Below are 23,156 nucleotides of genomic sequence, written 5' to 3'. Positions count from 1 at the left end.
CTCCAGCAGCGAATCCGGGGCTCACCTCCGGGCGACAGGCGGCCTCCGGGCGACAGGCGGGCGGTATTCAGTGGGGCTGGTCGGGGATGACGGTGCCGTCGTCCCGCCGGACCGGGGCCGCGCCGCCGTCGGGCAGGGTGAACGCCGTCGTCGAGCAGGGGTAGGGGCCGCGCGGCGGCGCGAGCGGTTCGAGGAACATCGGCTGGACCAGCCACCTGCGGTCGGCGTCGTCGAGCGCCCGGCACATGATCTCCGGCTTGTGCCGGTCCAGCACCACCCGCAGCCCGGTGGCGTCGCCGACGAAGGTGACGTCGGTGTCCGCGTCGCCCGCGCCGAGCGCGGGACGGCGCGCGGGCCGCTGCCGCTCCCAGGCGGCCGCGCCTCGCACCCCGTAGATCCGCTCGTTGATCCAGCAGCGCTTGCCCTCGATGTACGGGATCGCCTCGCCCCGGTTGACGCCCACTCCCCCGCAGCCCTCGGCGTCCATGGTGATCCGCCCCCGCGCGTCCGTGACGGCGCGGATGGCGACGGTGTGCCGGGCGTCCACGCCGAGGGCCCGTGACCAGACCTCGGTGACGGGCTCGAATCCGGCGGAGACCACGTGGACAGCGAACCCGGCCTTCCGCAGGGCGGCGACGAGTTCGCGCTGCTGGCCGTAGTAGCGGACCCAGCCGGGAACGGAGCGGGTGCCCAGGCGCACGGTGGAGCCGACCGGCGCGGCCAGAGCCTCCTCGCGGGCCGCGGCGGCCACCTCGCGGACCTCCTGCTCGGTGAGTCCGGCGAACAGCCGGGGCACCCAGGCGTACTGGGGGACGGTGCGGCGGTGGTTCCAGGACCCCGCGAAGGCGGGTTCGCCGGCGGCGGTGCGTCCGGTCTCGCGGATGAGGGAGATCTCGTCGGCGCAGGCGGGCATCGCGGAGGTGGGCATCGCCCCTGCGGCCGGCTTGCTTCCGCAGGCCGCCCGCAGGGCGCCTTCGGCGGCGGGGGTGAGCCACGGGCTGGTGTCGGACCAGTCGGCGGGCCGCCGCAGCCGGTCGTGGCGCAGCGCCCAGGAGAGGGTGGCGTCGGTGACGTCGTTCTTGACGAGGGTGTTGTCCCAGTCGAAGACGGCGACCGGGCGCGCCCCGCGGTGGCCGGTGGCGCACGGCCCGACGGTGTCGATCAGCCGTTGCAGGCGGTCCCGGTTGCCCCCGGCCCAGTTCCCGGTGAGCCGGGGGCAGTCGGCGGCGGGGGCCGCCTGCGGGGTCGCGGCGGGTGCGGGGGCCGCCGCGGCCACCAGGGCGATGGCCGCGGCGAGGGTCCGGGCGGTACGGAGGAACAGGCGTCGTCGCTTCAGGTGTCCCATATGCCCGGGACCGTACACCTCTGTCCACTACAGCGGCGTGACGTACGCGCCCGAGATGCCGCCGTCCACCAGGAAGTCGGACGCGTTGACGAAGGAGGAGTCGTCGCTGGCGAGGAAGGCCACGGCGGCGGCGATCTCCTCGGCCTCCGCGAACCGGCCGACCGGGATGTGCACGAGCCGGCGTGCGGCCCGCTCGGGGTCCTTGGCGAACAGCTCCCGGAGCAGCGGGGTGTTGACGGGGCCGGGGCACAGGGCGTTGACGCGGACGCCCTCGCGGGCGAACTGCACGCCCAGTTCCCGGGACATCGCCAGCACGCCGCCCTTGGAGGCGGTGTAGGAGATCTGCGAGGTGGCCGCGCCCATCCGGGCCACGAAGGACGCCGTGTTGATGATGGAGCCCTTGCGCTGCCGCCGCATGTAGGGGATGGCGGCCTTGCAGCACAGGTACACCGAGGTCAGGTTGACCTCCTGGACCCGCTTCCACGCCTCCAGGCCGGTGTCCAGGATGGAGTCGTCGTCGGGCGGCGAGATGCCGGCGTTGTTGAACGCGACGTCCACCGACCCGTAGGTCTCGAAGGCGGTGCGGAACAGCGCCTCCACCTGCTCCGGGTCGGTGACGTCCACCTTCACGAACAGGCCCCCGGCCTCGTCCGCGGCGGCCTTGCCGGTGGTCTCGTCGACGTCGCCGCACACCACGTGCGCGCCCTCCGCGGCGAGGCGGCGGACGGTGGCCAGGCCGATGCCGCTGCCCGCTCCGGTGACGACGGCGGTGCGGCCCACGAGGCGGCGGCAGACGGGCTGCTGAGTGGTGTCGGTCATCGGTCGGACCCTTCCGTGCTGATGAAGACGTTCTTGGTCTCGGTGAAGGCGGCCAGGGCGTCCGGGCCGAGCTCCCGGCCGATCCCGGAGGAGCCGAAGCCGCCGAACGGCGTCCAGTACCGCACGCTGGAGTGCGAGTTGACGGACAGGTTGCCGGCCCGCACGGCCCGGGAGACCCGCAGGGCGCGGCCCACGTCACGGGTCCACAGGGAGCCGGAGAGCCCGTACTCGGAGTCGTTGGCGAGCCGGACGGCGTCCGCCTCGTCCTCGAAGGGCAGCACCACGGCCACCGGCCCGAAGATCTCCTCGCGGGCCGCCGGGGCGTGCGGCGCGACGCCGGTGAGGACGGTCGGCGGGAACCAGAAGCCGGGGCCGTCGGGCGCCTCGCCGCGGATCGCGGGGGCGGCGCCCCCGTCCACGGCGCCGTCCACCAGGGTGCGCACCCTCTCCAGCTGGGTGCGGGAGATCAGCGGTCCCATCTGCGTCCCCTCGTCCGAGGGGTCGCCCACCCTGACGGACGCGACGGCGGGCTCCAGCAGCTCCAGGAAGCGGTCGTACACCGGACGCTGCACCAGGATCCGGGTGCGGGCGCAGCAGTCCTGCCCCGCGTTGTCGAGGAAGGACATCGGGGCGGCGGCGGCCGCGGCCTCCAGGTCGGCGTCGGCGAAGACGATGTTGGGGCTCTTGCCGCCGAGTTCCAGGGTCACCCGTTTCACCTGGTCGGAGCAGAGGGCCATCACGCGTTTCCCGACCCGGGTGGAGCCGGTGAAGACGATCTTGGAGACGCCCGGGTGGCGGACCAGTGCCTCGCCCGCGACGTCGCCGCGCCCTGGGAGCACCTGGAGCAGGTGCTCGGGAAGCCCTGCCTCCAGGGCCAGTTCGGCCAGTCGCAGCGCGGTGAGCGGGGTGGTCTCGGCGGGCTTGAGGACCACCGCGTTGCCCGCCGCGAGGGCCGGGGCGAACCCCCAGGCGGCGATGGGCATCGGGAAGTTCCACGGCACGATCACGCCCACCACGCCGAGCGGTTCGAGGAAGGTGACGTCGAGGCCGCCGGCCACCGGGATCTGGCGGCCGTTCAGCCGTTCCACGCCGCCGGCCGCGTAGTCCAGCAGGTCACGGACGTTGCCGGCCTCCCAGCGCGCGTTGCCGGCGGTGTGCCCCGCCTCGCGGATCTCCGTGCGGGCCAGTTCCTCGACGTGCTCGTCGACGACGGCCGCGAACCGCCGCAGCAGGCGGGCGCGTTCGCCGGGGGCCAGCGCCGCCCACGCCGTCTGCGCGCGGGCGGCCCGGCGGACGGCCGTGTCGACGTCCTCCTCGGTGGCTCCCGGGACGGTGGCGATCACCTTGGCCGTGGCCGGGTCGAGCACGTCGAGGTCGTACGGGTTGCTCATGCCGTTCCGTTCTCCGCGGTGGGTCTCAGAGCCGTTCGAAGGAGCGGCGCAGCTCCCAGTCGGTGACCGCGGCGTCGTAGGCGGCGACCTCGACGCGGGCCATGTTCAGGTAGTGGTCGACCACCTCGTCGCCGAAGGCGGTGCGGGCGATGTCGCTGTGCTCCCACAGGTCGGCGGCGTCCCGCAGGGTCCCGGGCACCCGGGCGTAGCCGGCCGCGTAGGCGTTCCCGGCGCAGGCCTCGGGGAGTTCGAGTTTCTGGTCGACGCCGTGCAGGCCGGCCGCGATCAGGCCGGCCAGGGCGAGGTAGGGGTTGACGTCGCCGCCGGGCAGCCGGTTCTCGAAGCGCAGGGACTGCCCGTGGCCCACGACGCGCAGCGCGCAGGTGCGGTTGTCGTGGCCCCAGGCGACGGCGGTCGGCGCGAACGAGCCGGGCTGGAACCGCTTGTAGGAGTTGATGTTCGGCGCGTACAGCAGGGTGAACTCCCGCAGCGCGGCGAGCTGTCCGGCCAGGAAGTACCGCATGGTCTCCGACATGCCGTCCTCGCCGTCGCCGGACATCACGCTGCGGCCGTCGGTGTCCCACAGCGAGAGGTGGACGTGGCAGGAGTTGCCCTCGCGTTCGTTGTACTTGGCCATGAAGGTCAGCGAGAGGCCCTCCTGCGCAGCGATCTCCTTGGCCCCGGTCTTGTACAGGGCGTGCTGGTCGCAGGTGGTGAGCGCCTCGTCGTAGCGGAAGGCGATCTCGTGCTGCCCGGGGTTGCACTCCCCCTTGGCGGACTCCACGACCATCCCGGCGGCGGCCATCTCGTTGCGGATGCGGCGCAGCAGCGGCTCCATCCGGCCGGTGCCGAGCACCGAGTAGTCGACGTTGTACTGGTTGGCCGGGGTGAGCCCGCGGTAACCGGCGTCCCATGCCTGCTCGTAGGTGTCCTTGAAGACGATGAACTCCAGCTCGGTGCCCGCCTTGGCGGTCAGCCCGTGGGCGGCCAGCCGGTCCAGCTGGCGGCGCAGGATCTGCCGGGGCGACTCGGCGACGGGGCTGCCGTCGGACCAGGCGAGGTCGGCGGTGAGCAGGGCGGTGCCGGGGTGCCAGGGGATCCGCCGCAGGGTGCTGACGTCGGGGTACATGGCGAAGTCGCCGTAGCCCTGTTCCCAGGAGGACATCGCGTAGCCGTCGACGGTGTTCATCTCGGTGTCGACGGCCAGCAGGTAGTTGCAGCCCTCGGTGCCGTGGTCGAGCACCTCGTCGAGGAAGAAGCGGGCGGCGAACCGCTTGCCCTGCAGCCTGCCCTGCATGTCGGTGAAGGCGAGCACGACGGTGTCGATCTCCCCGGAGGTCACCAGGGCCTTGAGTTCGTCGACGCCGAGGTGGGGGGTGCGGTCGGCCACGGGACGGTCCTCCTTCGGGCTCACGCACAGGCTGTTCGGCCTGCCGGGATCCTTAACGTACGGTTCGGGGCGTTCACCGGGGAAGAGGGCGCGACGGGGGTTCCGGGGCGCCCTCGGCCCCCTGGGGCTCCGTTTCCCTCAGGTTGAAAACCTGAACGGGACCCACAAAGGTGTGCGGCAGGACCGTGGGAGGAGTGCCGTATGACCGGACGTCCGTTGATCGGGGTCAGCACCTACCTGGAGGCGGGGGTGCGGTGGGGCGCGTGGGAGCTGGACGCGGCGCTGCTGCCGTCCGGCTACCACCGGCTGGTGCAGCGGGCCGGGGGCATCGCGGCACTGCTGCCGCCGGACGAGCCCGGGCGGGCGGCGGAGACGGTGGCCCGGCTCGACGGCCTGCTGATCGCGGGCGGCCCGGACGTGGACCCCGCGCGCTACGGCGCGGAGCGCGACCCCCGCACGGGGCCGCCGGCGCCGGAGCGGGACGCGTGGGAGCTGGCGTTGATCCGTGCGGCGCTGGAGGCGCGGGTGCCGCTGCTGGGGGTCTGCCGCGGCATGCAGCTGCTCAACGTCGCGCTCGGGGGCACGTTGGTGCAGCACCTGGACGGGCACGCGGGGGCGCCCGGTGCGTTCGGGCGGCACGCGGTGGCGCCCGTCCCGGGCACCCGGTACGCGGAACTGGTCCCCGAGGTGACCTCGGTGCCGTCCTTCCACCACCAGGCGGTGGACCGGCTGGGGGCGGGGCTGGTGGTGGCGGCGCGGGCGGTGTCCGACGGCACGGTCGAGGCGGTCGAGCGGCCCGGGCCCGACCTGGTCCTCGGCGTCCAGTGGCACCCCGAGATGGCCACCGACCTCCGCCTCCTCCACGCCCTCACCCACGCCACCGCCCCGGCCCGCGCGTAACCTCACGCCCCCGCCCCTCCTCGCCGCTCACCCCACCGGAACCCGTGCCCACCCCTCGCGGCTCTTGCCGCACCCCCTGCGCGCGGCCCTCCACGGGACGTCAGGTCCCTCCTGGGAAGGGGGCGGGTCGGGGGAACGTAACGGTGCTGTCCACCGGGGCTCGGCCTGGCCGCGCGGCGCGGGTCCCGTGCGTACGGTGCCGTCGGCCTGCGCACGGGGGGCGAGCCGCTCGCCGCGGAGGCGCCGGCCCCTGCGCCCGCCCGTGCCGCCCTCCGGGCGGCCCAGCCGCCCGCAGGAGGGTGCGGCAAGCCGTCTCGCGAGGACGTGGGCCCCTGCGCCCACCCTCACCCAGACTCCGTCCGGGGGACCCCCATCGCCCCGCGGCCCGATTGCCCGCAGGGGGGAGGGAGCCGGCGCGCAGCGCACAGCAGCCCGCGATGGGCCGTGGGGCGCGGGTCAGACGCGGGTGAGGGTGAGGAGTTCTCGGGCGGGGCCCACGGGGCGGTGGCCGGTGGGCCAGACGGCGCGGAGGTCGCGCCCGAGCCGCAGGGACGCGTCGAGCCGCACCGGCACCAGCCGCCGCGCCGCCACCTCCTCCGCGACCGCCAGCTCGCTGACCACCGCCGGCCCCGCCCCGCCGACGGCCGCCGTCTTCACCGCCGTCGTCGAGGACAGCTCGATCAGCGGCCGGGTGAGCCCGCCGAGCGCGACCTCCAGCACCTGCCGCGTCCCCGACCCCTCCTCGCGCAGGATCAGCGGTGTGCGGGCGAGCTCCTCGGCCGTCACCGGCTGCCGCCGCCGCGCCCACGGGTGCCCGGGCGCCACGACCACCAGCAGCAGGTCGTGCGCGACCACCGCCGAGTCCAGCCCCTCCGGCACGGTGAGCCCTTCCACGAACCCGAGGTCGGCCTCGTCGGACCGCACCCGCCGCGCCACCTCCGCCGAGTTGCCCGCGTGCAGCGACACCGCCGTGCCGGGCCGCCGCTCGCTCAGCGCGATCAGCCACCCCGGCAGCAGGTACTCGGCGATCGTCATGCTGGCCGCGACCCGCAGCCGCGAGTCCCGCCGGTCCTTGAGCGCCTGCGTGCCCGCGTCGAACGCCGCAGCCGCCTCGACCACCTTGCGGGCCCAGTCCGCCACCAGCTGCCCGGTGTCGGTGAGCCGGGAGCCGCGCGGCGAGCGGTCCACCAGGGCCAGCCCGAGGTGGCGTTCCATCGACCTCACCCGGCTGCTGGCCGCCGGCTGCGAGACGCCCAGTTCGCGGGCCGCCCGGCCCAGGCTCCCCAGCCGCGCCACCGCCAGCAGCAGCTCCAGCGCCCCGAGGTCCGGCACCCGGTGGGCGAGGGACCCGGCCACGTAGGAGGCGTCGTGCCGGGCGTCGTGCTGGTCGTCGGGGCGGCTGCTCATAACCTCAGCTTATGTCCTCATAGGAACGAGCCCTCTGCCCGCCCCTGGGCCCGCGCCGGACGCTGGGGGACATGATCCGCGCAGTACGTCATCTCGGCCCCAACTGGTACGCAGCCGTCATGGGCACGGCCGTCCTCGGCACCGCCGGCGCGGGGCTTCCCGCACCGCTCGGCGGGCTGCGCGGGCTCTGGGCCGGCCTGTGGGCGCTGTCCCTGCTGATGCTGGCGGCGCTGCTGACCGCCCGCGCCCTGCACTGGCGGCACCACGGCGACCAGGCCCGCCGCCATCTGCTGGACGTCGCCGTGGCCCCGTTCTACGGCTGCCTGTCGATGGCGCTGCTGGCCGTGGGCGGCGGCGCGGTGACGGTCGGCCGGGACTGGATCGGACTGCCCGCGGCCGTCGCCCTGGACGCCGCGCTGTTCACCGCCGGCACGCTGACGGGCCTGGCGGCGGCCGTCGCCGTCCCGTACCTGATGGTGGTGCGCCACCGCCCTTCCCTCGCCGACGCCGCGCCCGCCTGGCTGCTGCCGCTGGTCGCGCCGATGGTCTCGGCGGCGCTGGGCCCGCTGCTGGTCCCCCACCTGCCGGAGGGCGCCGCCCGGCGGACGATGCTCGCGCTGTGCCTGGCGCTCTTCGGCCTGAGCCTGCTGGCGGTGCTGGTGACCCTGCCCGCGGTGTTCGCCCGGCTCCTCACCGGCGGACCGCCGCCCCTGGCCCTCACCCCGACGCTGTTCCTGGTGCTGGGACCGCTGGGGCAGTCGACCACCGCCGCGGGGAACCTCGCGGCCGTCGCGCCGGGCACGGTCCCCGCCCCGTACGCCGAGGCCGCGGACGTGATGGCGGTGCTCTACGGCGTCCCGGTGACCGGCTTCGGCCTGCTGTGGCTGACGCTCGCCGCCGCCCTGGTGGTGCGCGCGGTCCGCGCGGGCATGGGCTTCGCGATGACCTGGTGGGCGTTCACCTTCCCGGTGGGGACCTGCGTGACCGGCGCGACCGCGCTGGGACACCGGACGGGCCTTGCCGTGTTCGACGCCCTCGCGGTGGCCCTGTTCGCGATGCTGCTCGCCGCGTGGGCCGCCGCCGCGTTCGGCACCGCCCGCGGCCTGTTCCGCGGCGACCTCCTGGCCGGCCCGGGGGCCGCTCCGGGGGCCGTTCCGGCGGGCGGGCGGGCAACCGCCGGGATGTCGCCGGCCACGCCCGTCACCGCTCCGGTGGAAGCCGCCGCCCCGGAAAACGCACCCGGGCGCACCCCGGCGACGGTCTGACCCCCTCCGCGGGACGGGGCGACGGGCCCCGCACCGCCCGGTCCTACCGCGCCCGGTCCTGCGTCGCCTCGATGTGCTCGGCCACCGCGACCACCACCACCCGCGTCCCCGGCTCGGTGGCCCGCCACCGGTGCCGGACCCCGCCGGTGAGGTAGAGCGTGTCGCCGCGCCCCAGCCGGTAGGCGCGGCCCTCGGCCTCGACCTCCACCGCGCCGTCGGCGACGTACATCAGCTCGTCGTTGCGGTGCTGGAACTCGCGCCCCGCGTCGTACTCCCCGCTGATCTCTGTGGCGTGCATCTGGTGGTGCCCGCGTACCAGCGTGCGGGTCCGCGTCTCCCCCACCGCCGGCACCGCGCTCTCGTCGCCGAAGCCCTCGCCGCGCACCAGGTCGACGCTGCAGGCCGGGTCGGCGGCCGCCAGCAGTTCCACCGCCGTGGTCCGCAGCGCGTCGGCGACCTTGTCCAGGGACCGCCGGCTGGGCCGCGCCCGCTCGTTCTCGATCTGGCTGAGGAACGGCACGGACAGGCCGCTGCGTTCGGCCACCGCGGCGAGGGTGAGCTCGAGCGCGCGTCGGCGCCGCCGGACGGCCGCCCCCACCCGAAGGGGCTGTTCCTTGTGGTCGCCCATCGCTCCGGCTCCCTCCCTCGCTGCTGTCGGCGCGCGCCCGAGAAGAACCGCGCGTACTCCATGGTGCGGGAAGTCCTGTCGAAGACTTCCTTGACCCCCGGCCCTGCGGCCAAACAGAACTCGACGAACCGTCACCGTCCGCGTCCGTCGCACGACGGACCGTGCGAACGGGTCCGACCCCGGCTGCGAGGGCAGCCGGGGTCGGAGCGTAGCACTACGTGGCCGTCCGGATCCTCCCCGTGCACGAGGAGACGTCCCAACCGGCGGCCGTCACCCGCCGGAGGTCATCCGGCCGGGCACGTCCGGGTGTTCCTCGAGCCAGGCCTCGACGGCCTGCGGCTCCTTCCCCTTGCCCCGGCGGACGATCTCCGCCTCGAGCGAGGCGAGCTCCTTCTCGGACATCCGGAAGCCCTTGATCCAGCCGGCGAGCCGCGGGTACCGCTCGGTGAAGTCCCCGGCGGCGATGGTGTGGATCTTGTTGCCCGCGCCCCAGGCCTTCTTCGGGTCGGCGAGCTTGGTCAGCTCGTACTCGTCGTAGGCCCAGTGCGGCGACCACAGGGTGACCGCCACCGGCTTCTTCTCCGCGTACGCCCGCTTGAGTTCGGCGAGCATGGCGGGGGTGGAGCCGTCGACCACCTCGTACTCGTCCTCGAGCCCGTAGGCCGGCAGGACGTCCTTCTTCAGCAGGTTCATCTCGCCGGTGCCCGGCTCGATGCCGATGATCCGGCCGTCGAACTCCTCGGCGCGGCCCCGGAGGTCCTCCATGGAGTCGACGCCCTTGACGTAGGAGGGCACGGCGATCTCCAGGGAGGTCGGTTCGTACCAACTGCCGAGGTCGGTCAGGTCGTCCTTGGTCTTCTCCCAGAAGTTGCTCTGGGCGTGCGGCAGCCAGGCGTCGAAGTTGAGGTCGACGTCCCCGCTCGCGAGGCCGGTGTAGACCGGGCCGACGTCCATCTGCTTGAGGTTCATCCGGTAGCCGCGCTCCTCCAGGACGTGCTTCCAGAGGTAGGTGACGGCGACGTCCTCCTCCCACGGGAACCAGGCGACCTCCAGCGGCTGCCGGGTCTCGGCGTCGCCCTTGCCGTCCTTCGCGCCCTGGAGCGGGGCCCACTTGTCGACCAGCTCGGGGTGCTTCTTCAGCCACGCCTTGACGGCCTTGTCCTGGTTGCCCTTGCCCGCGGCGTTGATCTCCGCCTCGAGCCCGGTGAGCTGCTTCTCGGACATCGAGAAGTCGCGCAGCCAGCCGGCCACGACCGGGTTCTCCTGCGAGTACCCGTCCCGCGCCAGCGTGTGGATCTTGTCGCCGGAGCCCCAGGCGCCCTCGGGGTCCTTCAGCTTCTTCAGTTCGAAGTCGTTGTAGGCCCAGTGCGGCGACCAGAGGGTGACGGCGATCGGCTTCTTCGCCGTGTAGGCACGCTTGAGCTCGGCGAGCATGGCCGGGGTCGAGCTGTCGACCACCTTGTACTCGTCCTTCAGCCCGTAGGCGGGCAGCACCTTGTTCTTCAGCAGCTCCATCTCGCCCGCGCTGGGCTCGATGCCGGTGATCCTCCCGCCGAACTCGTCGGCGCGGCCCTTGAGGTCGGCCATCGAGTCGATGCCGTCCATGTACGCGGGGACGGCCAGCTCCAGCGAGGTGGGCCCGTACCAGGCGCCCAGGTTCTCCACCTTGCCGCCGTGCTTCTTCAGGAAGGGGCCGGAGGTGGTGGGCAGCCAGGCGTCGGTCTGGAAGTCGATGTCGCCGTTGGCAAGCGCGGTGTACAGCGGCGCCACCTCGTACTGCTGCACCTCGACGTCGAAGCCGCGCTGCTCCAGCACGTTCTTCCACACGAAGGTGGAGGCGACGGCCTCCTCCCAGGTGACGTAGCCGATGGTGACCTTCTTGCCCTTGCCGACGTCCGCGGCGTCGCCGACGGCGGTGGCGGGCGCGGTGCCCGTCCCGCCGACCGCGCCGAGCAGGCCGGCGGTGAGCGCCAGCGCGACCACGCCGACGCCCGCGACGACCGGCCGGGGCCGGTAGGACAGCACCCGCGACAGCCCGGTGGCGCGCACGGCCGCGGCCGCGCGGCGGCCCAGCGGCGACAGCTCACGGCCCAGTGCGGAGGTCATCCGGTCGAGGTACACGGCGAGGATCACGATCGACAGGCCCGCCTCCGCGCCGAGCCCGACGTCGAGCTGCCCGATGGCCTCGTTGACCGCGCCGCCGAGCCCGCCGGTGCCGACCATGCCGGCGATGGCCGCCATGGACAGGCCCAGCATGATGACCTGGTTGACGCCCGCCATGACGGTGGGCAGCGCCAGCGGCAGCTGGACGCGCAGCAGCGTGTTGCGGCGGGTGGTGCCGAACGCCTCGGCCGCCTCGACCAGTTCGGGGTCGACCTGGCGGATGCCCAGCTCGGTGAGGCGGACGGCGGGGGCCACCGCGAAGATCAGGGTGGCGACGATGCCCGCGGGGGCGCCGGTGCCGAAGAAGATGATGGCCGGGATGAGGTAGACCATGGCCGGCAGGGTCTGCATGAAGTCCAGCACCGGGCGCACTGCGGCGCTCACCCGGTCCGAGCGGGCGGCCCAGATGCCCACCGGCACGCCCACGGCGAGCGCGATGACGGTCGCCACCAGCAGCAGCGCGAGCGTGGACATGGAGTCGGACCACAGGCCGAGCGCGTCCACGAACGCGAAGCCGAGGAAGCTGAGGAGGCCGGCCGACAGGCCGCGCAGCCGCCAGGCGACGACCGCCAGGATGCCGGTCATCAGCAGCGGCTCCGGCGCCTGCAGGACGGCGTCCAGCCCGTCCCAGGCGCCTTCGAAGACGGTCTTGCAGAGGTCGAAGAACCAGGCGAGGTGTGCGCGGAGCCATTCGACCCCGCTGTTGACCCACTCGCCGAAGGTGATGCGGGGCATCAGGCGGCCACCTCCCCGGCGCCGGCGGCCGGCCGGCCGCAGTCGGCGCTCCGCCGGGTGCCCTCGGCGTCGTCGGGGTCGACGTCGCCGATCACCGCGACCAGCCGCTCCTGCGAGACGGTGCCGACCAGATCGCCCGCGGCGTCCACGACGGCGACGGGGTGGCCGGTGCGCGCGCCCAAGGCGCACAGCTCGTCGAACGGCGTGTCCGGGCCGGCCGCGGGACAGTCGCAGCCGGGCTTGCCGCCGCCGGCGGCGGGGTCCATCACGGAGGCCGCGGTCAGCACCTTGGAGCGGTCGACGTCCCGGATGAAGGAGGCGACGTACTCGCCCTCGGGGCGGACCAGGATGTCCTCCGCGGTGCCGATCTGCACGATCTCGCCGTCGCGCATGACGGCGATGCGGTCGCCGAGGCGCATGGCCTCGTTGAGGTCGTGGGTGATGAAGACGATGGTCTTGTGCAGGGTCTTCTGCAGTTCGAGCAGCTGGTCCTGCATCTCGCGGCGGATCAGCGGGTCGAGGGCGCTGAAGGACTCGTCCATCAGCAGCAGGTCGGCGTCGGTGGCCAGGGCGCGGGCGAGGCCGACGCGCTGGCGCATGCCGCCGGACAGCTCGTCGGGCCAGGACTTCTCCCAGCCCTCCAGGCCGCACAGGGCGAGCGACTCGGTGGCGCGCTTCTCCCGTTCGGCGCGCGGAACGCCCTGGACCTCGAGGCCGTAGGCGGCGTTCTGCAGCACGGTGCGGTGCGGGAAGAGCGCGAAGTGCTGGAAGACCATGCTGATGCGCCGTGAGCGCAGGGTGCGCAGCTCGGCGGCGGAGAGCGCGGACAGGTCCTGCCCGTCGAAGCTGACGCTGCCCGCGGTGGGCTCGAGCAGCCCGTTGAGCATGCGCAGCAGCGTGGACTTGCCGGACCCGGACAGGCCCATGACCACGAAGATCTCACCCGGCTCGACGGTGAAGGAGGCGTCGACGACGGCGGCGGTGACCCCGTCGGCCCTCAGCTCCTCGCGGTCGGCGCCCCCGCGCAGCCGCTCCACCGCCTGCTCGGGTCTTCTGCCGAAGACCTTGTAAACGTTCTCGGCCCGCAATCTGGATGACACGTTCAGCCTCTCGTCCTGCCGTCCGAACCCTCCGGCCCGTTGGCAACTGCAACGGCCGGACAAGAGCCGTGTCTGCCCGGGCCCTCCGGAGACAAACGCCTGTTCAGGGCCCCTTCACGGCACGCTCACATTCGTGTCCCGTCCGAGACACGCCCCAACCATCGGTACGGCAAGATGGCGAAGCGTGACCGGACGACTGATGCTTCTCGACACCGCCTCCCTCTACTTCCGCGCGTACTTCGGCGTGCCCGAATCGGTGAAGGCGCCGGACGGCATGCCGGTGAACGCCGTGCGCGGACTGCTGGACTTCATCGACCGGCTGGTCAAGGACCACCGGCCCGACGCGCTGGTGGCCTGCATGGACGCGGACTGGCGGCCGGCCTGGCGGGTGGAGCTGATCCCCTCCTACAAGGCGCACCGGGTGGCCGAGGAGCGCGAGGGCGGCCCGGACGCCGAGGAGGTTCCGGACACCCTCTCCCCGCAGGTCCCGGTGATCGAGGCCGTGCTGGACGCCCTCGGCATCGCCCGGGTGGGTGTGGCGGGGTACGAGGCGGACGACGTGATCGGCACCTTCACGGCGCGCGCGGGAGGGCCGGTGGACATCGTCACCGGCGACCGCGACCTGTTCCAGCTCGTCGACGACGCGCGCGGGGTGCGGGTGCTCTATCCGGTGAAGGGCGTCGGCAACCCGCAGATCATGGACGAGGCCGCCCTGCGCGAGAAGTACGGGGTGGACGGCCGCGACTACGTCGACCTGGCGCTGCTGCGCGGCGACCCGAGCGACGGCCTGCCCGGCGTCCCCGGCGTCGGCGAGAAGACCGCCGCCAAGCTGCTGGACCGGTTCGGCGACCTGGCGGGGATCATGGCCGCGGTGGACGACCCGTCCTCCGGCCTCACCCCGGCGCAGCGCCGCCGCCTGGACGAGTCGCGTCCGTACGTGGCGGTGGCGCCGAAGGTGGTGCGGGTGGCCTCCGACGTGCCGCTGCCCGAGGTCGACCCGACGCTGCCGAAGGGTCCGCGGGATCCGGAGATGGTCGAGGCCCTGGGGGCACGATGGAACCTGGGCGGCTCGCTCCAGCGGCTGCTGCTCACCCTGGAGGCGTGAGCGCGGCGCGAACGGGGCGGCGGTGGTCGAGCGGGAGCACCGTGTCCCGAGAACGCCGGCGACATTCTCGCCACATCGGACCGTCACCACTGATTCAGTGTTAGCTTAGGGGAGCCTAAGCTAACTGCAGGGAGGCCAGTCATGGCAGCGCGCCCCGTCCGCAAGTCTCCGCCCAAGCCGCATCTCGGGCGGGTGATCCGCACTCAGCGGCTCACCCCGCACATGCAGCGGGTGGTCTTCGGCGGCGAGGGGCTGTCCGCCTTCGAGGCGGGGACGCGTACGGACCACTACGTGAAGCTGGTGTTCCCGGCCGACGGCGTCGAGTACCCCGAGCCGTTCAGCATGGCCCAGGTCCGCGAGGAGTTCCCCCGGGAGCAGTGGCCGGTCACCCGCACCTACACGGTCCGCGCCTGGGACCCGGAACTGCGCGAGCTGACCGTCGACTTCGTGGTCCACGGCGACGAGGGCCTGGCCGGTCCCTGGGCCCTGGCCGCCCGTCCGGGCGACACGATGCTGATGCTGGGCCCCGGTGGCGCCTACGCCCCCGATCCCACGGCGGACTGGCACCTGCTCGTCGGTGACGAGAGCGCCCTGCCGGCCGTCGCCGCGGCCCTGGAGTCGCTGCCCGAGGGGGCGGAGGTCCGCGCGTTCCTCGAGGTCTCCGGCCCGGAGGACGAGCAGAAGATCGACACCGACGCGGAGATCGTCTGGCTGCACCGTGGCGACGCCCCGGTGGGCTCGCTGCTGGTCGAGGCCGTGGCGTCCCTGGAGTGGCCCGAGGGCCGCCCGCACGCCTTCGTGCACGGCGAGGCGGCCTTCGTGCGCGACCTGCGGCGGATGCTGCGCGTCGAGCGGCAGATCCCCCGTGAGGACCTCTCGGTGTCCGGCTACTGGCGGCTCGGGCACACCGAGGACCGCTGGCAGGCCGCCAAGCCCGAGTGGAACGCCGCGGTCGAGGCCGAGCAGGAGGGTGACGCCCCCGCGGGCGCGCCCGCCGCCCCCGCGGCAGCCGGGCCCGCCGACGCCGCCTCCGGGCGGGTATCCGCCCGGGTCCTCTCCCCCGCCGCCGCCTGACGGCCCCGGTCACCGCGCGCCGGCCCGGCCACCGCTCGACCGGTGCCGGGCCGGCGCGCGGTCGCCGCCTGACGGCCTGCCCCGCACCGGACGACATCTCACCCATGGCCCGCAGAAGCTCCGCCCCGCCCTCCCCGCTGCCGCAGCGCGACGGGGTCGATCCGGTGCGTGTCCGGCTGCCCGCGGGCGGCCCCGGCTCCACCGTGGGCGAGCACCTGCGGCTACGGCTGGCGGCGGAGGCCGGGGTGATCGACGCGATGTTCGCCGAGGGGGCGATCGTCGGCGCGGACGGGCGTCCGGTGGATCCGGCCACCCCCTACCGGGCCGGCCTGCACGTCTGGTTCCACCGGGAGCTGCCGCCCGAGGAACCGGTGCCGTTCCCGGTGGAGGTGGTGTACCGCGACGAGCACGTGGTGGTCGCCGACAAGCCGCACTTCCTGGCGACGACGCCGCGCGGCGCCCATGTCGCCGAGACCGCGCTGGCCCGGCTGCGGCGCGACCTGGGCATCCCCACGCTGACCGCGGCGCACCGGCTGGACCGGCTGACCGCGGGCCTGGTGCTGTTCACCGTGCGGCCCGGGGAACGGGGCGCCTACCAGGCGCTGTTCCGCGACCGGCGGGTCGCCAAGGAGTACGAGGCGATCGCTCCGTGGGATCCCTCGCTGGAGCTGCCCCGGGTGGTGCGCAGCCGTCTGGTGAAGGAGCGCGGTTCGCTGACCGCCCGTGAGGTCGAGGGCGAGCCGAACGCGGTGAGCCGGGTGGAGCTGCTGGAGCGGCGCGGGGGCCTGGGCCGGTACCGGCTGCTGCCGGAGACGGGGCAGACCCACCAGCTGCGCGTCCACCTGTGCGCGCTGGGGGTGCCGATCCTCTGGGACCCGCTGTACCCCGTGGTGGCTCCGGAGGCCGCCCGCGGCGACTTCTCCCGGCCGCTGCAGCTGCTGGCCCGCGAGCTGCGCTTCACCGACCCGGTGACGGGGCTGCGGCACGCGTTCCGCAGCGGGCGCGAGCTGGAGGGATGGCCCTCGCAGCCCGCGCCCCAGGGGCGGGGCGGTCAGCCCACCGAGGAGTAGGCGACCACGCCGCGCAGCAGCGCGTCGACGGCCTTGCGGGCCGTCCTCGGCACGGTCGACCCCTCGGAGGGGGCCGCCGCGGCGATCTGGCCGAGCACGTCGATGACCTGCTTGCACCAGCGCACGAAGTCGCCGGCCGGCATCTCCGCCTCGCGCAGCACCTCGTCCAGCCCCTTGTCGGAGGCCCACATGTAGGCCGCCCAGGCGAAGCCGAGGTCCGGCTGACGCTGGCCCACGCCCTCGGTCTGCCGGATGCGGAAGTCCTCCTCCAGCGCGTCGAGCCGGCCCCAGATGCGGACCGTCTCGTCCAGCGCGGCCTTGGCCTTGCCGGAGGGCACCTTGGGCGCCATGGCGTCGTCACCGGCGCGGGACTCGTAGACCAGCGCCGAGACGCAGGCCGCGAGCTCGGCCGGCTGCAGACCCTCCCAGACGCCGGCCCGCAGGCACTCGCTGGAGAGCAGGTCCAGCTCGCCGTACAGGCGCGCCAGCCTCCTGCCGTGCTCGGTGACCTCGTTGCCGCGCAGGTAGTCCAGCTCGGTCAGCAGGGCGACGATCCGGTCGAAGGTGCGGGCGATGGTGTTGGTCCGGCCCTCGATCCGCCGCTCGAGCTGCGAGGTGTCGCGCATCAGCCGGTGGTACCGCTCTGCCCACCGGGCGTGGTCCTCGCGGTCGCCGCAGCCGTGGCAGGGGTGCGCCCGCAGGGCGGTGCGCAGCCGCTTGATCTCGCGGTCGTCGGCGGCCTCGGCACGGCGCTTGCGGTGCCGCTCGGGCGCGATGTGGCCGGCCTTGGTGCGCAGCGCGGAGGCCAGGTCACGGCGGGACTGCGGGGAGCGGGCGTTGAACGACCGGGGGACGCGCATCCGGTCCAGTGCCTCCACCGGCACCGGGAAGTCCATCTCCGCCAGCCGCTTGACCTGGCGCTCGGCGGTGAGCACCAGCGGGCGCGGCCCGTCGTGCCGGTCGATCCCGCGGTGGCCGTCGGTCCGCCCGGCGGGCAGGCCCGGGTCGAGGACGAGGGCGAGCCCGGCGTACTTGCCGGTGGGCACGTGGATGATGTCGCCGGGCTTCAGCTTCTCCAGGGAGGCGGCCGCCTCGGCGCGGCGCACGTGGGCGCCCTGCCGGGCCAGCTCGTTCTCCCGGTCCTTCAGCTCGCGGCGCAGCCGGGCGTACTCGTCGAAGTCGCCCAGGTGGCAGGTCATGGCCTCCTTGTAGCCGGAGAGACCCTCCTCGTTCTTCTGCACCTGCCGGGAGATCCCGACCACCGACTTGTCGGCCTGGAACTGGGCGAAGGAGGTCTCCAGCAGTTCGCGCGAGCGGTGCCGCCCGAACTGCTCGACGAGGTTGACGGCCATGTTGTACGAGGGCTTGAAGCTGGAGCGCAGCGGATAGGTGCGGGTGCCCGCGAGACCGGCCAGGTGCTCGGGGTTCATCGCGCGCTGCCACAGGACCACGGCGTGGCCCTCGACGTCGATGCCACGGCGGCCGGCCCGGCCGGTGAGCTGGGTGTACTCGCCGGGGGTGATGTCGGCGTGGGTCTCGCCGTTCCACTTGACCAGCTTCTCCAGCACCACGGAACGGGCGGGCATGTTGATGCCCAGCGCCAGCGTCTCGGTGGCGAAGACCGCCTTGACCAGGCCGCGGACGAAGAGCTCCTCGACGACCTCCTTGAAGCTCGGCAGCATGCCGGCGTGGTGGGCGGCGATGCCGCGCTCGAGGCCTTCCAGCCACTCGTAGTAGCCGAGGACGTGCAGGTCCTCCGCCGGGATGGAGGCGGTGCGCTCCTCGACCAGGTCGCGGACCTTCTGGCGGGCCTCGTCGTCGTTGAGCCGGAGCCCGGCGTAGAGGCACTGCTGGACGGCCGCCTCGCAGCCGGCCCGGCTGAAGATGAAGGTGATCGCGGGGAGCAGGCCCTCGGCGTCCAGGCGCTCGATGACCTCCGCCCGGCTGGGCGTCCAGACGCGGGAGCGCGAACGCCGCTCGCGCTCCCGGTCGGCCTCGCGCATCATCTTGCCGCGGCGGCGCTCCTGGTAGGACGGGCGGGCGGCCTCCAGCCGGGCCATCCGGGTCAGGTCCGGGTTGACGGCCTTGCGGCTGCCCTCGGCCTCCTCGAAGAGGTCGTACATCCGGCGGCCGGCCAGCACGTGCTGGAACAGCGGCACGGGGCGGTGCTCGGAGACGATCACCTGGGTGTCGCCGCGCACGGTGTCCAGCCAGTCGCCGAACTCCTCGGCGTTGGAGACGGTCGCGGAGAGGGAGACCAGGGTGACGGACTCCGGGAGGTGGATGATCACTTCCTCCCAGACCGCGCCGCGGAAGCGGTCGGAGAGGTAGTGCACCTCGTCCATCACCACGTAGCCGAGGCCGAGCAGGGTCTGCGACCCGGCGTACAGCATGTTCCGCAGCACCTCGGTGGTCATCACGACCACCGGGGCGTCGGAGTTCACGCTGTTGTCACCGGTGAGCAGGCCGACCTTGTCGGCGCCGTAGCGGCGGCACAGGTCGGAGTACTTCTGGTTGGAGAGCGCCTTGATGGGCGTGGTGTAGAAACACTTCTTGCCCTGTTCCAGGGCGAGGTGGACGGCGAACTCGCCGACGATCGTCTTGCCGGAGCCGGTGGGGGCCGCGACCAGCACGCCCTTGCCGGCCTCCAGCGCCGTGCAGGCCTCTATCTGGAACGGATCGAGGCCGAAGTCGTACATCTCGCGGAACGCGCCGAGTGCCGTGGCTTGCTCCGCGGCGCGCCTGCGTGCTGCCGCGTACCGCTCGGCGGGAGAGAGATCCTCTGTCATCGTACGTTCGAGCGTACCCGTCGGCGCCGACAACCGAACGATCTTTTGCGGGGCCCTTCGGCGACCCGGCGGCCTCAGGCGGCTCCCGCCACCCGCACCGCGCCGGGGACGCACTCGGCGCTGATCGGCAGCGGGCCGAGCCGCTCCCCGTCGACGTAGGCGGTCAGCCCCGGCGCCGTCAGCTCGACCCGCGAGGCGCGGTAGGTGGTGACGACGGGGTGGTCGACGTGCGTCCCCTTGTAGACGCGGGGGAAGACCTTGAGCAGCGTGGTGCGGCTGCAGCCGCCGACGACGGTGACGTCGAAGAGCCCGTCGCGCAGGTCGGCGCCGGGGCAGATGCGCATGCCGCCGCCGTAGGAGGAGCCGTTGCCGACGGCGACCAGGGTCGCCTCGACGTCGCGCGTCGCGCCCCCGTCGAGGGTGAGCCGGTACGGCAGCGGCTTGAAGGCGGCGAGCTCGGCGACGATCGCCAGGTCGTAGCGGAAGCGGCCGACCGGCAGCTTCATCCGGTTGCCGCGGTCGTTGACCCGCGAGTCGAACCCGGTGGCGATCACGGTGCCGAACCAGCGCCCGTTCACCCGGCCCAGGTCGATCGCGGTGAGCCGGGACTCCTTCAGCGCGCCGGCGATCCGCCGCGCCGCTGCCGCCGGGTCGCGCAGCGGGAGGCCGAGGGCGCCCGCGAAGTCGTTGCCGGTGCCGACCGCCACCACGCCGAGGGGGGTGTCGGTGCCGGCCACGGCCTGCAGGGCGAGGTGGACCAGCCCGTCGCCGCCGACGGCCACCAGGGCGCCCGTGCCGCCGGCCACGGCCTCGCGGGCCCGGGTCAGCGCGTCGTCGGCGTCGAGCCCGACGACGGTGCGCACGGAGAATCCCGCGTCCCGGAACGCCGACGCGGCCGGCTGCGCCGCGTGGGCGCCCCGGCCGCGTCCCGCGGTGGGGTTGACGAAGAGCACTATCTCGCTGGTCACGGCGGCACCTTACGAGGTCCGCGTGCCGGAGGGGAGCCCGGTCAGGTCACGTCGTCGTAACCGTTGATCCGGTCGGGCCGGTCCGTGCGCCCGCCGTCGGCCTGCTCGGGGAGCATCGGCGCCGCGGCGACCGGTTCCACCGCCTCGACCGGCTCGGGCGTCAGGTCCAGCTCGGAGGCCTCGTCGTCCGCCGGTCCCAGCTCGTCGCGGCGCGTGCGGCGCCGGTCGTTGAGCAGCGAGATCCCGGAGGCGGCGAAGTACAGGACCCAGATGGGGCCCGCGAGCGCCAGCATGGAGATCGGGTCGGTGCTGGGCGTGGCGATCGCCGCGAAGAGCGTGATGCCGAGGATCATGCCCCGCCACCAGCCGGCGATCTTCTTGCCGGAGAGCACCCCGCCGAAGTTGAGCATCACCAGCAGGAGCGGCAGCTCGAAGGAGAGGCCGAACACGATGACCATGCGCATGATCAGCTGGAGGAGGTCGTCCAGCGGCAGCTGGTTGTCGCTGCCGATGATCGAGAACTCCAGCATGACCGACGCCATCTTGGGCAGCGACCAGTAGGCGAAGTAGCCGCCCATGGTGAAGAGCGGGAACCCGGCCGCCACGAAGGCGTACGCGTACCGCTTCTCGTGGCGGTGCAGGCCCGGGGCGAGGAAGCCCCAGAGCTGGTACAGCCACACCGGCGAGGCGAGCACCACACCGGACGTCAGGGCGACCGTGAGGGCGAGCGTGAACGGGCTCAGCAGGCCGTTCTGCACGATCCGCGCGCACGTCGTCTCGTTGGTGTTCTCCGCGAGCTCCGCGAAGCTGTAGTCGCAGCCGACCGCCTCGAGGACAGGATCCGTGAAGAACTGGATGATGTCCTTGTAGAAGAAGGCGGCGACGACCGTGGCGACGACGATGGCCAGCAGGGACTTGACGAGCCGGTTGCGCAGCTCACGGAGGTGTTCCGCGAGGGGCATCCGCCCCTCGGGGTCCCTCTCCTGTTTGCGGGCAGACTTGAGCAACCCACGTCCTCATCTCGTGCGGCGGACCGGAGCCTTGGGCTCCGGTCCGGACGTCAGCGCTTGGTCGTGTCGGTCGGCTCGGCCACCGGACGCGAGCTGGTCACGTCACCGGGGGCGGCCTGGATGACACGCGGCGCCGGCTCCTCGGAGGCGGGCGGACCGGCGGGGGCCGCCTCGTCCTTCTTGCCCTCTTCCTTCATCGCCTTGGCCTCGCTCTTGAGGATGCGGGCGGACTTGCCGAGGGACCGAGCCATGTCCGGCAGCTTCTTGGCGCCGAACAGCAGCAGGATGACGACGAGGATCAGAATGATCTCGGTAGGTCCGAGCCGTCCCATAAGTCTTTACCTTCTCACCGAGGCCAGTGGGGGTGTGTGGCTTTCGGGGCGGACGCGCGTCCTGCCTCCGTAAGCGATCGTAACGTCCGGGCGTGAACGACAGGCGTCCCGCGGACGTACTCCCGGTCACACGAGCCGATGCCTCGTTCCCCGGCCCGCGAAGATGCAGCGTACCTGGCGCCGCCCCCGCTCGAACAGGGTCGGTCAGGTCGGCCGCACCGGGTTTTGGGACCTTCGGCGCTCACCGGGACGGGGGGTTCCCACAGGTGAGCGCCGCGACGGCTCACAGACTTCCGGCCGCCCGGGCGGTGCGTTCCGCGGCCTGTTCGAGGTCCGCCGAGGCCAGGGCGATCCGGCGGGCCGAGGCCTCGACCTGCGTCCCCAGCCGTCGCGCCTCGACGAACACCCGTACGGCCAGCACGCCGAGCACGGCCGTGCCGAGGAAACCGAGGGCGACGGCGAGCATCGCCCAGAACATCGCACCGGACATGGCAGGAGCCTACGCGCCCGCCGGCGCGGCGCCCGCACCGGCGGGGTCGGCCGGTGCGGCGGGGTCGGCCGGTGCGGCGGGACCGCCGGGCACGGCGGAACCGGCAGCGCCCAGCGCCTGGGCGGCGTCGAACAGACCCTCGCCGCCGCCCTCGCCGTAGGCGGCCAGCGCCTCGCCGGCCGCGCGACGCGCGCTCTCCGCGAGCTCCACCGGGGCGACGATCCGCCCGTCCGGGCCCAGCCGCAGCGCCAGGCGGCGCAACGACTCGGGCGCGGGGGTGCGGATGGTGACCCGCAGCCCGCCGTCGGGCAGTTCCTCGGCGGCCTCGTGCGGGTAGTACTCGGCGACCCAGCGGCCGGCCGGGCCGACCTCGACCACGACCTCCGGGTCGTCGGCGGAGGGCTGGACCAGCCCGGCGGACAGGTCGCGCGGCTCGATCCGCGGCGGCTCGGAGGGCTCGTCGAGGATGCGGATCTCGGCGACCCGGTCCAGCCGGAAGGTGCGACGCGCCTCGGAGCGGCGGCACCACGCCTCGACGTAGGTGTGGCCGACGCTGACCAGGCGGATCGGGTCGATCTCCCGCTCGCTGACCTCGTCGCGGGCGGGCGACCAGTAGCGGATCCACAGCCGGCGGCCCTCGGAGATGGCCCGGTCGACGTCGGCGAAGACGCCGCCCTCCGACTCGAAGGTCACCGACAGGCGGGAGCTGGCCTCGGCGCTCTCGCCGGCGGCGGCCTCCACCTTGGCGGTGGCGCGCAGCAGCGCCTGCCGGTCGCCCTCCCGCAGACCGGGCAGGGTGGCGACGGCGCGCGCGGCGACCAGCAGGGCGGTGGCCTCGTCGGAGGCGAGCCGCAGCGGCTGCGCGGCCTCGGCGCCGAGCGCGGCCGGGTTGTGCCACCAGATGCGCTCGCCGTCGGTGTCGATGTCGAGCAGGTCGCCGCCGCGGAAGCTGGTGCCGCACATGGGCAGCAGTTCGAGGTCGGCGATCAGCTCGTCACCGCTGACGCCGAAGGCGCGGGCCACGTCGGCGACCCGGGCGCCGGGGCGCTCGCGCAGGTAGGTGACCAGGGAGAGCATCCGGCGGGTCTGGTCGATGGCGTTGGCGGGGCGGTTCCCCCGGCTGGTCGTCATGCTCGCCTTCCCCTCGTCGATGCGGCCCGCGTCGACGTCGTCGA

At 73.7% G+C, this 23,156-nt stretch carries 19 protein-coding genes; 5 read left to right on the top strand and 14 right to left on the bottom strand.

The window, feature by feature from the left end:
- Positions 1-67 precede the first annotated feature (67 nt).
- From ACFRAV_RS26600 to ACFRAV_RS26585, 4 genes are read right to left on the bottom strand one after another with little or no spacing between them, the layout of a single operon-like run.
- Entirely contained in the window at positions 68-1,345 is a 1,278-nt protein-coding gene (locus ACFRAV_RS26600; RefSeq protein ID WP_382558864.1) for a haloacid dehalogenase-like hydrolase, read from the bottom strand.
- A 27-nt stretch (positions 1,346-1,372) separates the two neighbouring features.
- Positions 1,373-2,164, bottom strand: a complete 792-nt coding sequence (locus tag ACFRAV_RS26595) for a 3-oxoacyl-ACP reductase (RefSeq protein WP_382558862.1) — start codon at positions 2,162-2,164, stop codon at positions 1,373-1,375.
- Complete coding sequence (locus ACFRAV_RS26590; protein WP_382558860.1) at positions 2,161-3,555, bottom strand: aldehyde dehydrogenase family protein; 1,395 nt, start codon at positions 3,553-3,555, stop codon at positions 2,161-2,163. The genes ACFRAV_RS26595 and ACFRAV_RS26590 overlap by 4 nt, the downstream gene beginning before the upstream one ends.
- Before the next feature lie 25 nt (positions 3,556-3,580).
- Positions 3,581-4,945 (bottom strand): glutamine synthetase family protein, encoded by a 1,365-nt coding sequence (locus ACFRAV_RS26585; protein WP_382558858.1) that lies wholly within the window; start codon positions 4,943-4,945, stop codon positions 3,581-3,583.
- A 201-nt stretch (positions 4,946-5,146) separates the two neighbouring features.
- Between ACFRAV_RS26585 and ACFRAV_RS26580 the strand changes: the two genes are divergently transcribed.
- Positions 5,147-5,845: a gamma-glutamyl-gamma-aminobutyrate hydrolase family protein gene (locus tag ACFRAV_RS26580; protein ID WP_382558856.1), complete on the top strand. Its 699-nt coding sequence runs from the start codon at positions 5,147-5,149 to the stop codon at positions 5,843-5,845.
- A gap of 456 nt (positions 5,846-6,301) precedes the next feature.
- Here ACFRAV_RS26580 and ACFRAV_RS26575 read toward each other — a convergent pair whose 3' ends face one another.
- Complete coding sequence (locus ACFRAV_RS26575; protein ID WP_382558854.1) at positions 6,302-7,252, bottom strand: LysR family transcriptional regulator; 951 nt, start codon at positions 7,250-7,252, stop codon at positions 6,302-6,304.
- A 71-nt stretch (positions 7,253-7,323) separates the two neighbouring features.
- Here ACFRAV_RS26575 and ACFRAV_RS26570 point away from each other — a divergent pair, with 71 nt between their 5' ends.
- The gene (locus ACFRAV_RS26570) at positions 7,324-8,517 is read left to right on the top strand and encodes a TDT family transporter (protein ID WP_382558852.1); all 1,194 of its coding nucleotides are present in this window, start codon (positions 7,324-7,326) and stop codon (positions 8,515-8,517) included.
- Between the two features lie 43 nt (positions 8,518-8,560).
- Here the strand turns inward: ACFRAV_RS26570 and ACFRAV_RS26565 are convergent, their stop codons facing one another.
- From ACFRAV_RS26565 to ACFRAV_RS26555, 3 genes are all read right to left on the bottom strand, one after another.
- Positions 8,561-9,145, bottom strand: a complete 585-nt coding sequence (locus tag ACFRAV_RS26565; RefSeq protein WP_351112506.1) for an XRE family transcriptional regulator — start codon at positions 9,143-9,145, stop codon at positions 8,561-8,563.
- Positions 9,146-9,415: 270 nt separating this feature from the next.
- Entirely contained in the window at positions 9,416-12,043 is a 2,628-nt protein-coding gene (locus ACFRAV_RS26560; RefSeq protein ID WP_382558849.1) for an ABC transporter permease/substrate binding protein, read from the bottom strand.
- Positions 12,043-13,143, bottom strand: coding sequence for a glycine betaine/L-proline ABC transporter ATP-binding protein (locus ACFRAV_RS26555; RefSeq protein WP_382558847.1), 1,101 nt, complete (start codon positions 13,141-13,143; stop codon positions 12,043-12,045). The genes ACFRAV_RS26560 and ACFRAV_RS26555 overlap by 1 nt, the downstream gene beginning before the upstream one ends.
- A gap of 184 nt (positions 13,144-13,327) precedes the next feature.
- On the opposite strand from ACFRAV_RS26555, the gene ACFRAV_RS26550 reads away from it, so the two are divergent.
- From ACFRAV_RS26550 to ACFRAV_RS26540, 3 genes are all read left to right on the top strand, one after another.
- Positions 13,328-14,248, top strand: coding sequence for a 5'-3' exonuclease H3TH domain-containing protein (locus ACFRAV_RS26550; protein WP_382558845.1), 921 nt, complete (start codon positions 13,328-13,330; stop codon positions 14,246-14,248).
- Positions 14,249-14,389: 141 nt separating this feature from the next.
- Complete coding sequence (locus tag ACFRAV_RS26545; RefSeq protein WP_382558843.1) at positions 14,390-15,322, top strand: siderophore-interacting protein; 933 nt, start codon at positions 14,390-14,392, stop codon at positions 15,320-15,322.
- A gap of 104 nt (positions 15,323-15,426) precedes the next feature.
- Positions 15,427-16,392 (top strand): pseudouridine synthase, encoded by a 966-nt coding sequence (locus ACFRAV_RS26540; protein WP_382558841.1) that lies wholly within the window; start codon positions 15,427-15,429, stop codon positions 16,390-16,392.
- Here the strand turns inward: ACFRAV_RS26540 and ACFRAV_RS26535 are convergent.
- The 6 genes from ACFRAV_RS26535 to ACFRAV_RS26510 form a co-directional block, all read right to left on the bottom strand.
- Positions 16,374-19,181: a DEAD/DEAH box helicase gene (locus tag ACFRAV_RS26535; protein WP_382558839.1), complete on the bottom strand. Its 2,808-nt coding sequence runs from the start codon at positions 19,179-19,181 to the stop codon at positions 16,374-16,376. The genes ACFRAV_RS26540 and ACFRAV_RS26535 overlap by 19 nt on opposite strands.
- A gap of 74 nt (positions 19,182-19,255) precedes the next feature.
- The gene (locus ACFRAV_RS26530; RefSeq protein WP_382558837.1) at positions 19,256-20,149 is read right to left on the bottom strand and encodes a diacylglycerol kinase; all 894 of its coding nucleotides are present in this window, start codon (positions 20,147-20,149) and stop codon (positions 19,256-19,258) included.
- 41 nt (positions 20,150-20,190) lie between these two features.
- Entirely contained in the window at positions 20,191-21,156 is a 966-nt protein-coding gene (tatC, locus tag ACFRAV_RS26525) for a twin-arginine translocase subunit TatC (RefSeq protein ID WP_382558835.1), read from the bottom strand.
- A gap of 53 nt (positions 21,157-21,209) precedes the next feature.
- The gene (gene tatA / locus ACFRAV_RS26520) at positions 21,210-21,491 is read right to left on the bottom strand and encodes a Sec-independent protein translocase subunit TatA (RefSeq protein ID WP_351112524.1); all 282 of its coding nucleotides are present in this window, start codon (positions 21,489-21,491) and stop codon (positions 21,210-21,212) included.
- Between the two features lie 283 nt (positions 21,492-21,774).
- Positions 21,775-21,969 carry a hypothetical protein gene (locus ACFRAV_RS26515; protein WP_382558866.1) on the bottom strand — a complete coding sequence of 65 codons (195 nt, stop codon included), beginning with the start codon at positions 21,967-21,969 and terminating at the stop codon, positions 21,775-21,777.
- Positions 21,970-21,990: 21 nt separating this feature from the next.
- Positions 21,991-23,112, bottom strand: a complete 1,122-nt coding sequence (locus ACFRAV_RS26510; RefSeq protein ID WP_382558833.1) for a helix-turn-helix transcriptional regulator — start codon at positions 23,110-23,112, stop codon at positions 21,991-21,993.
- Positions 23,113-23,156: the final 44 nt, after the last annotated feature.

The sequence above is a fragment of the Streptomyces sp. NPDC056600 genome (assembly GCF_042792855.1).
GTDB lineage: Bacteria > Actinomycetota > Actinomycetes > Streptomycetales > Streptomycetaceae > Streptomyces.
The sequence above is the reverse complement of the archived record's forward strand: the minus strand, read 5'-3'. Positions and strand labels throughout refer to the sequence as shown.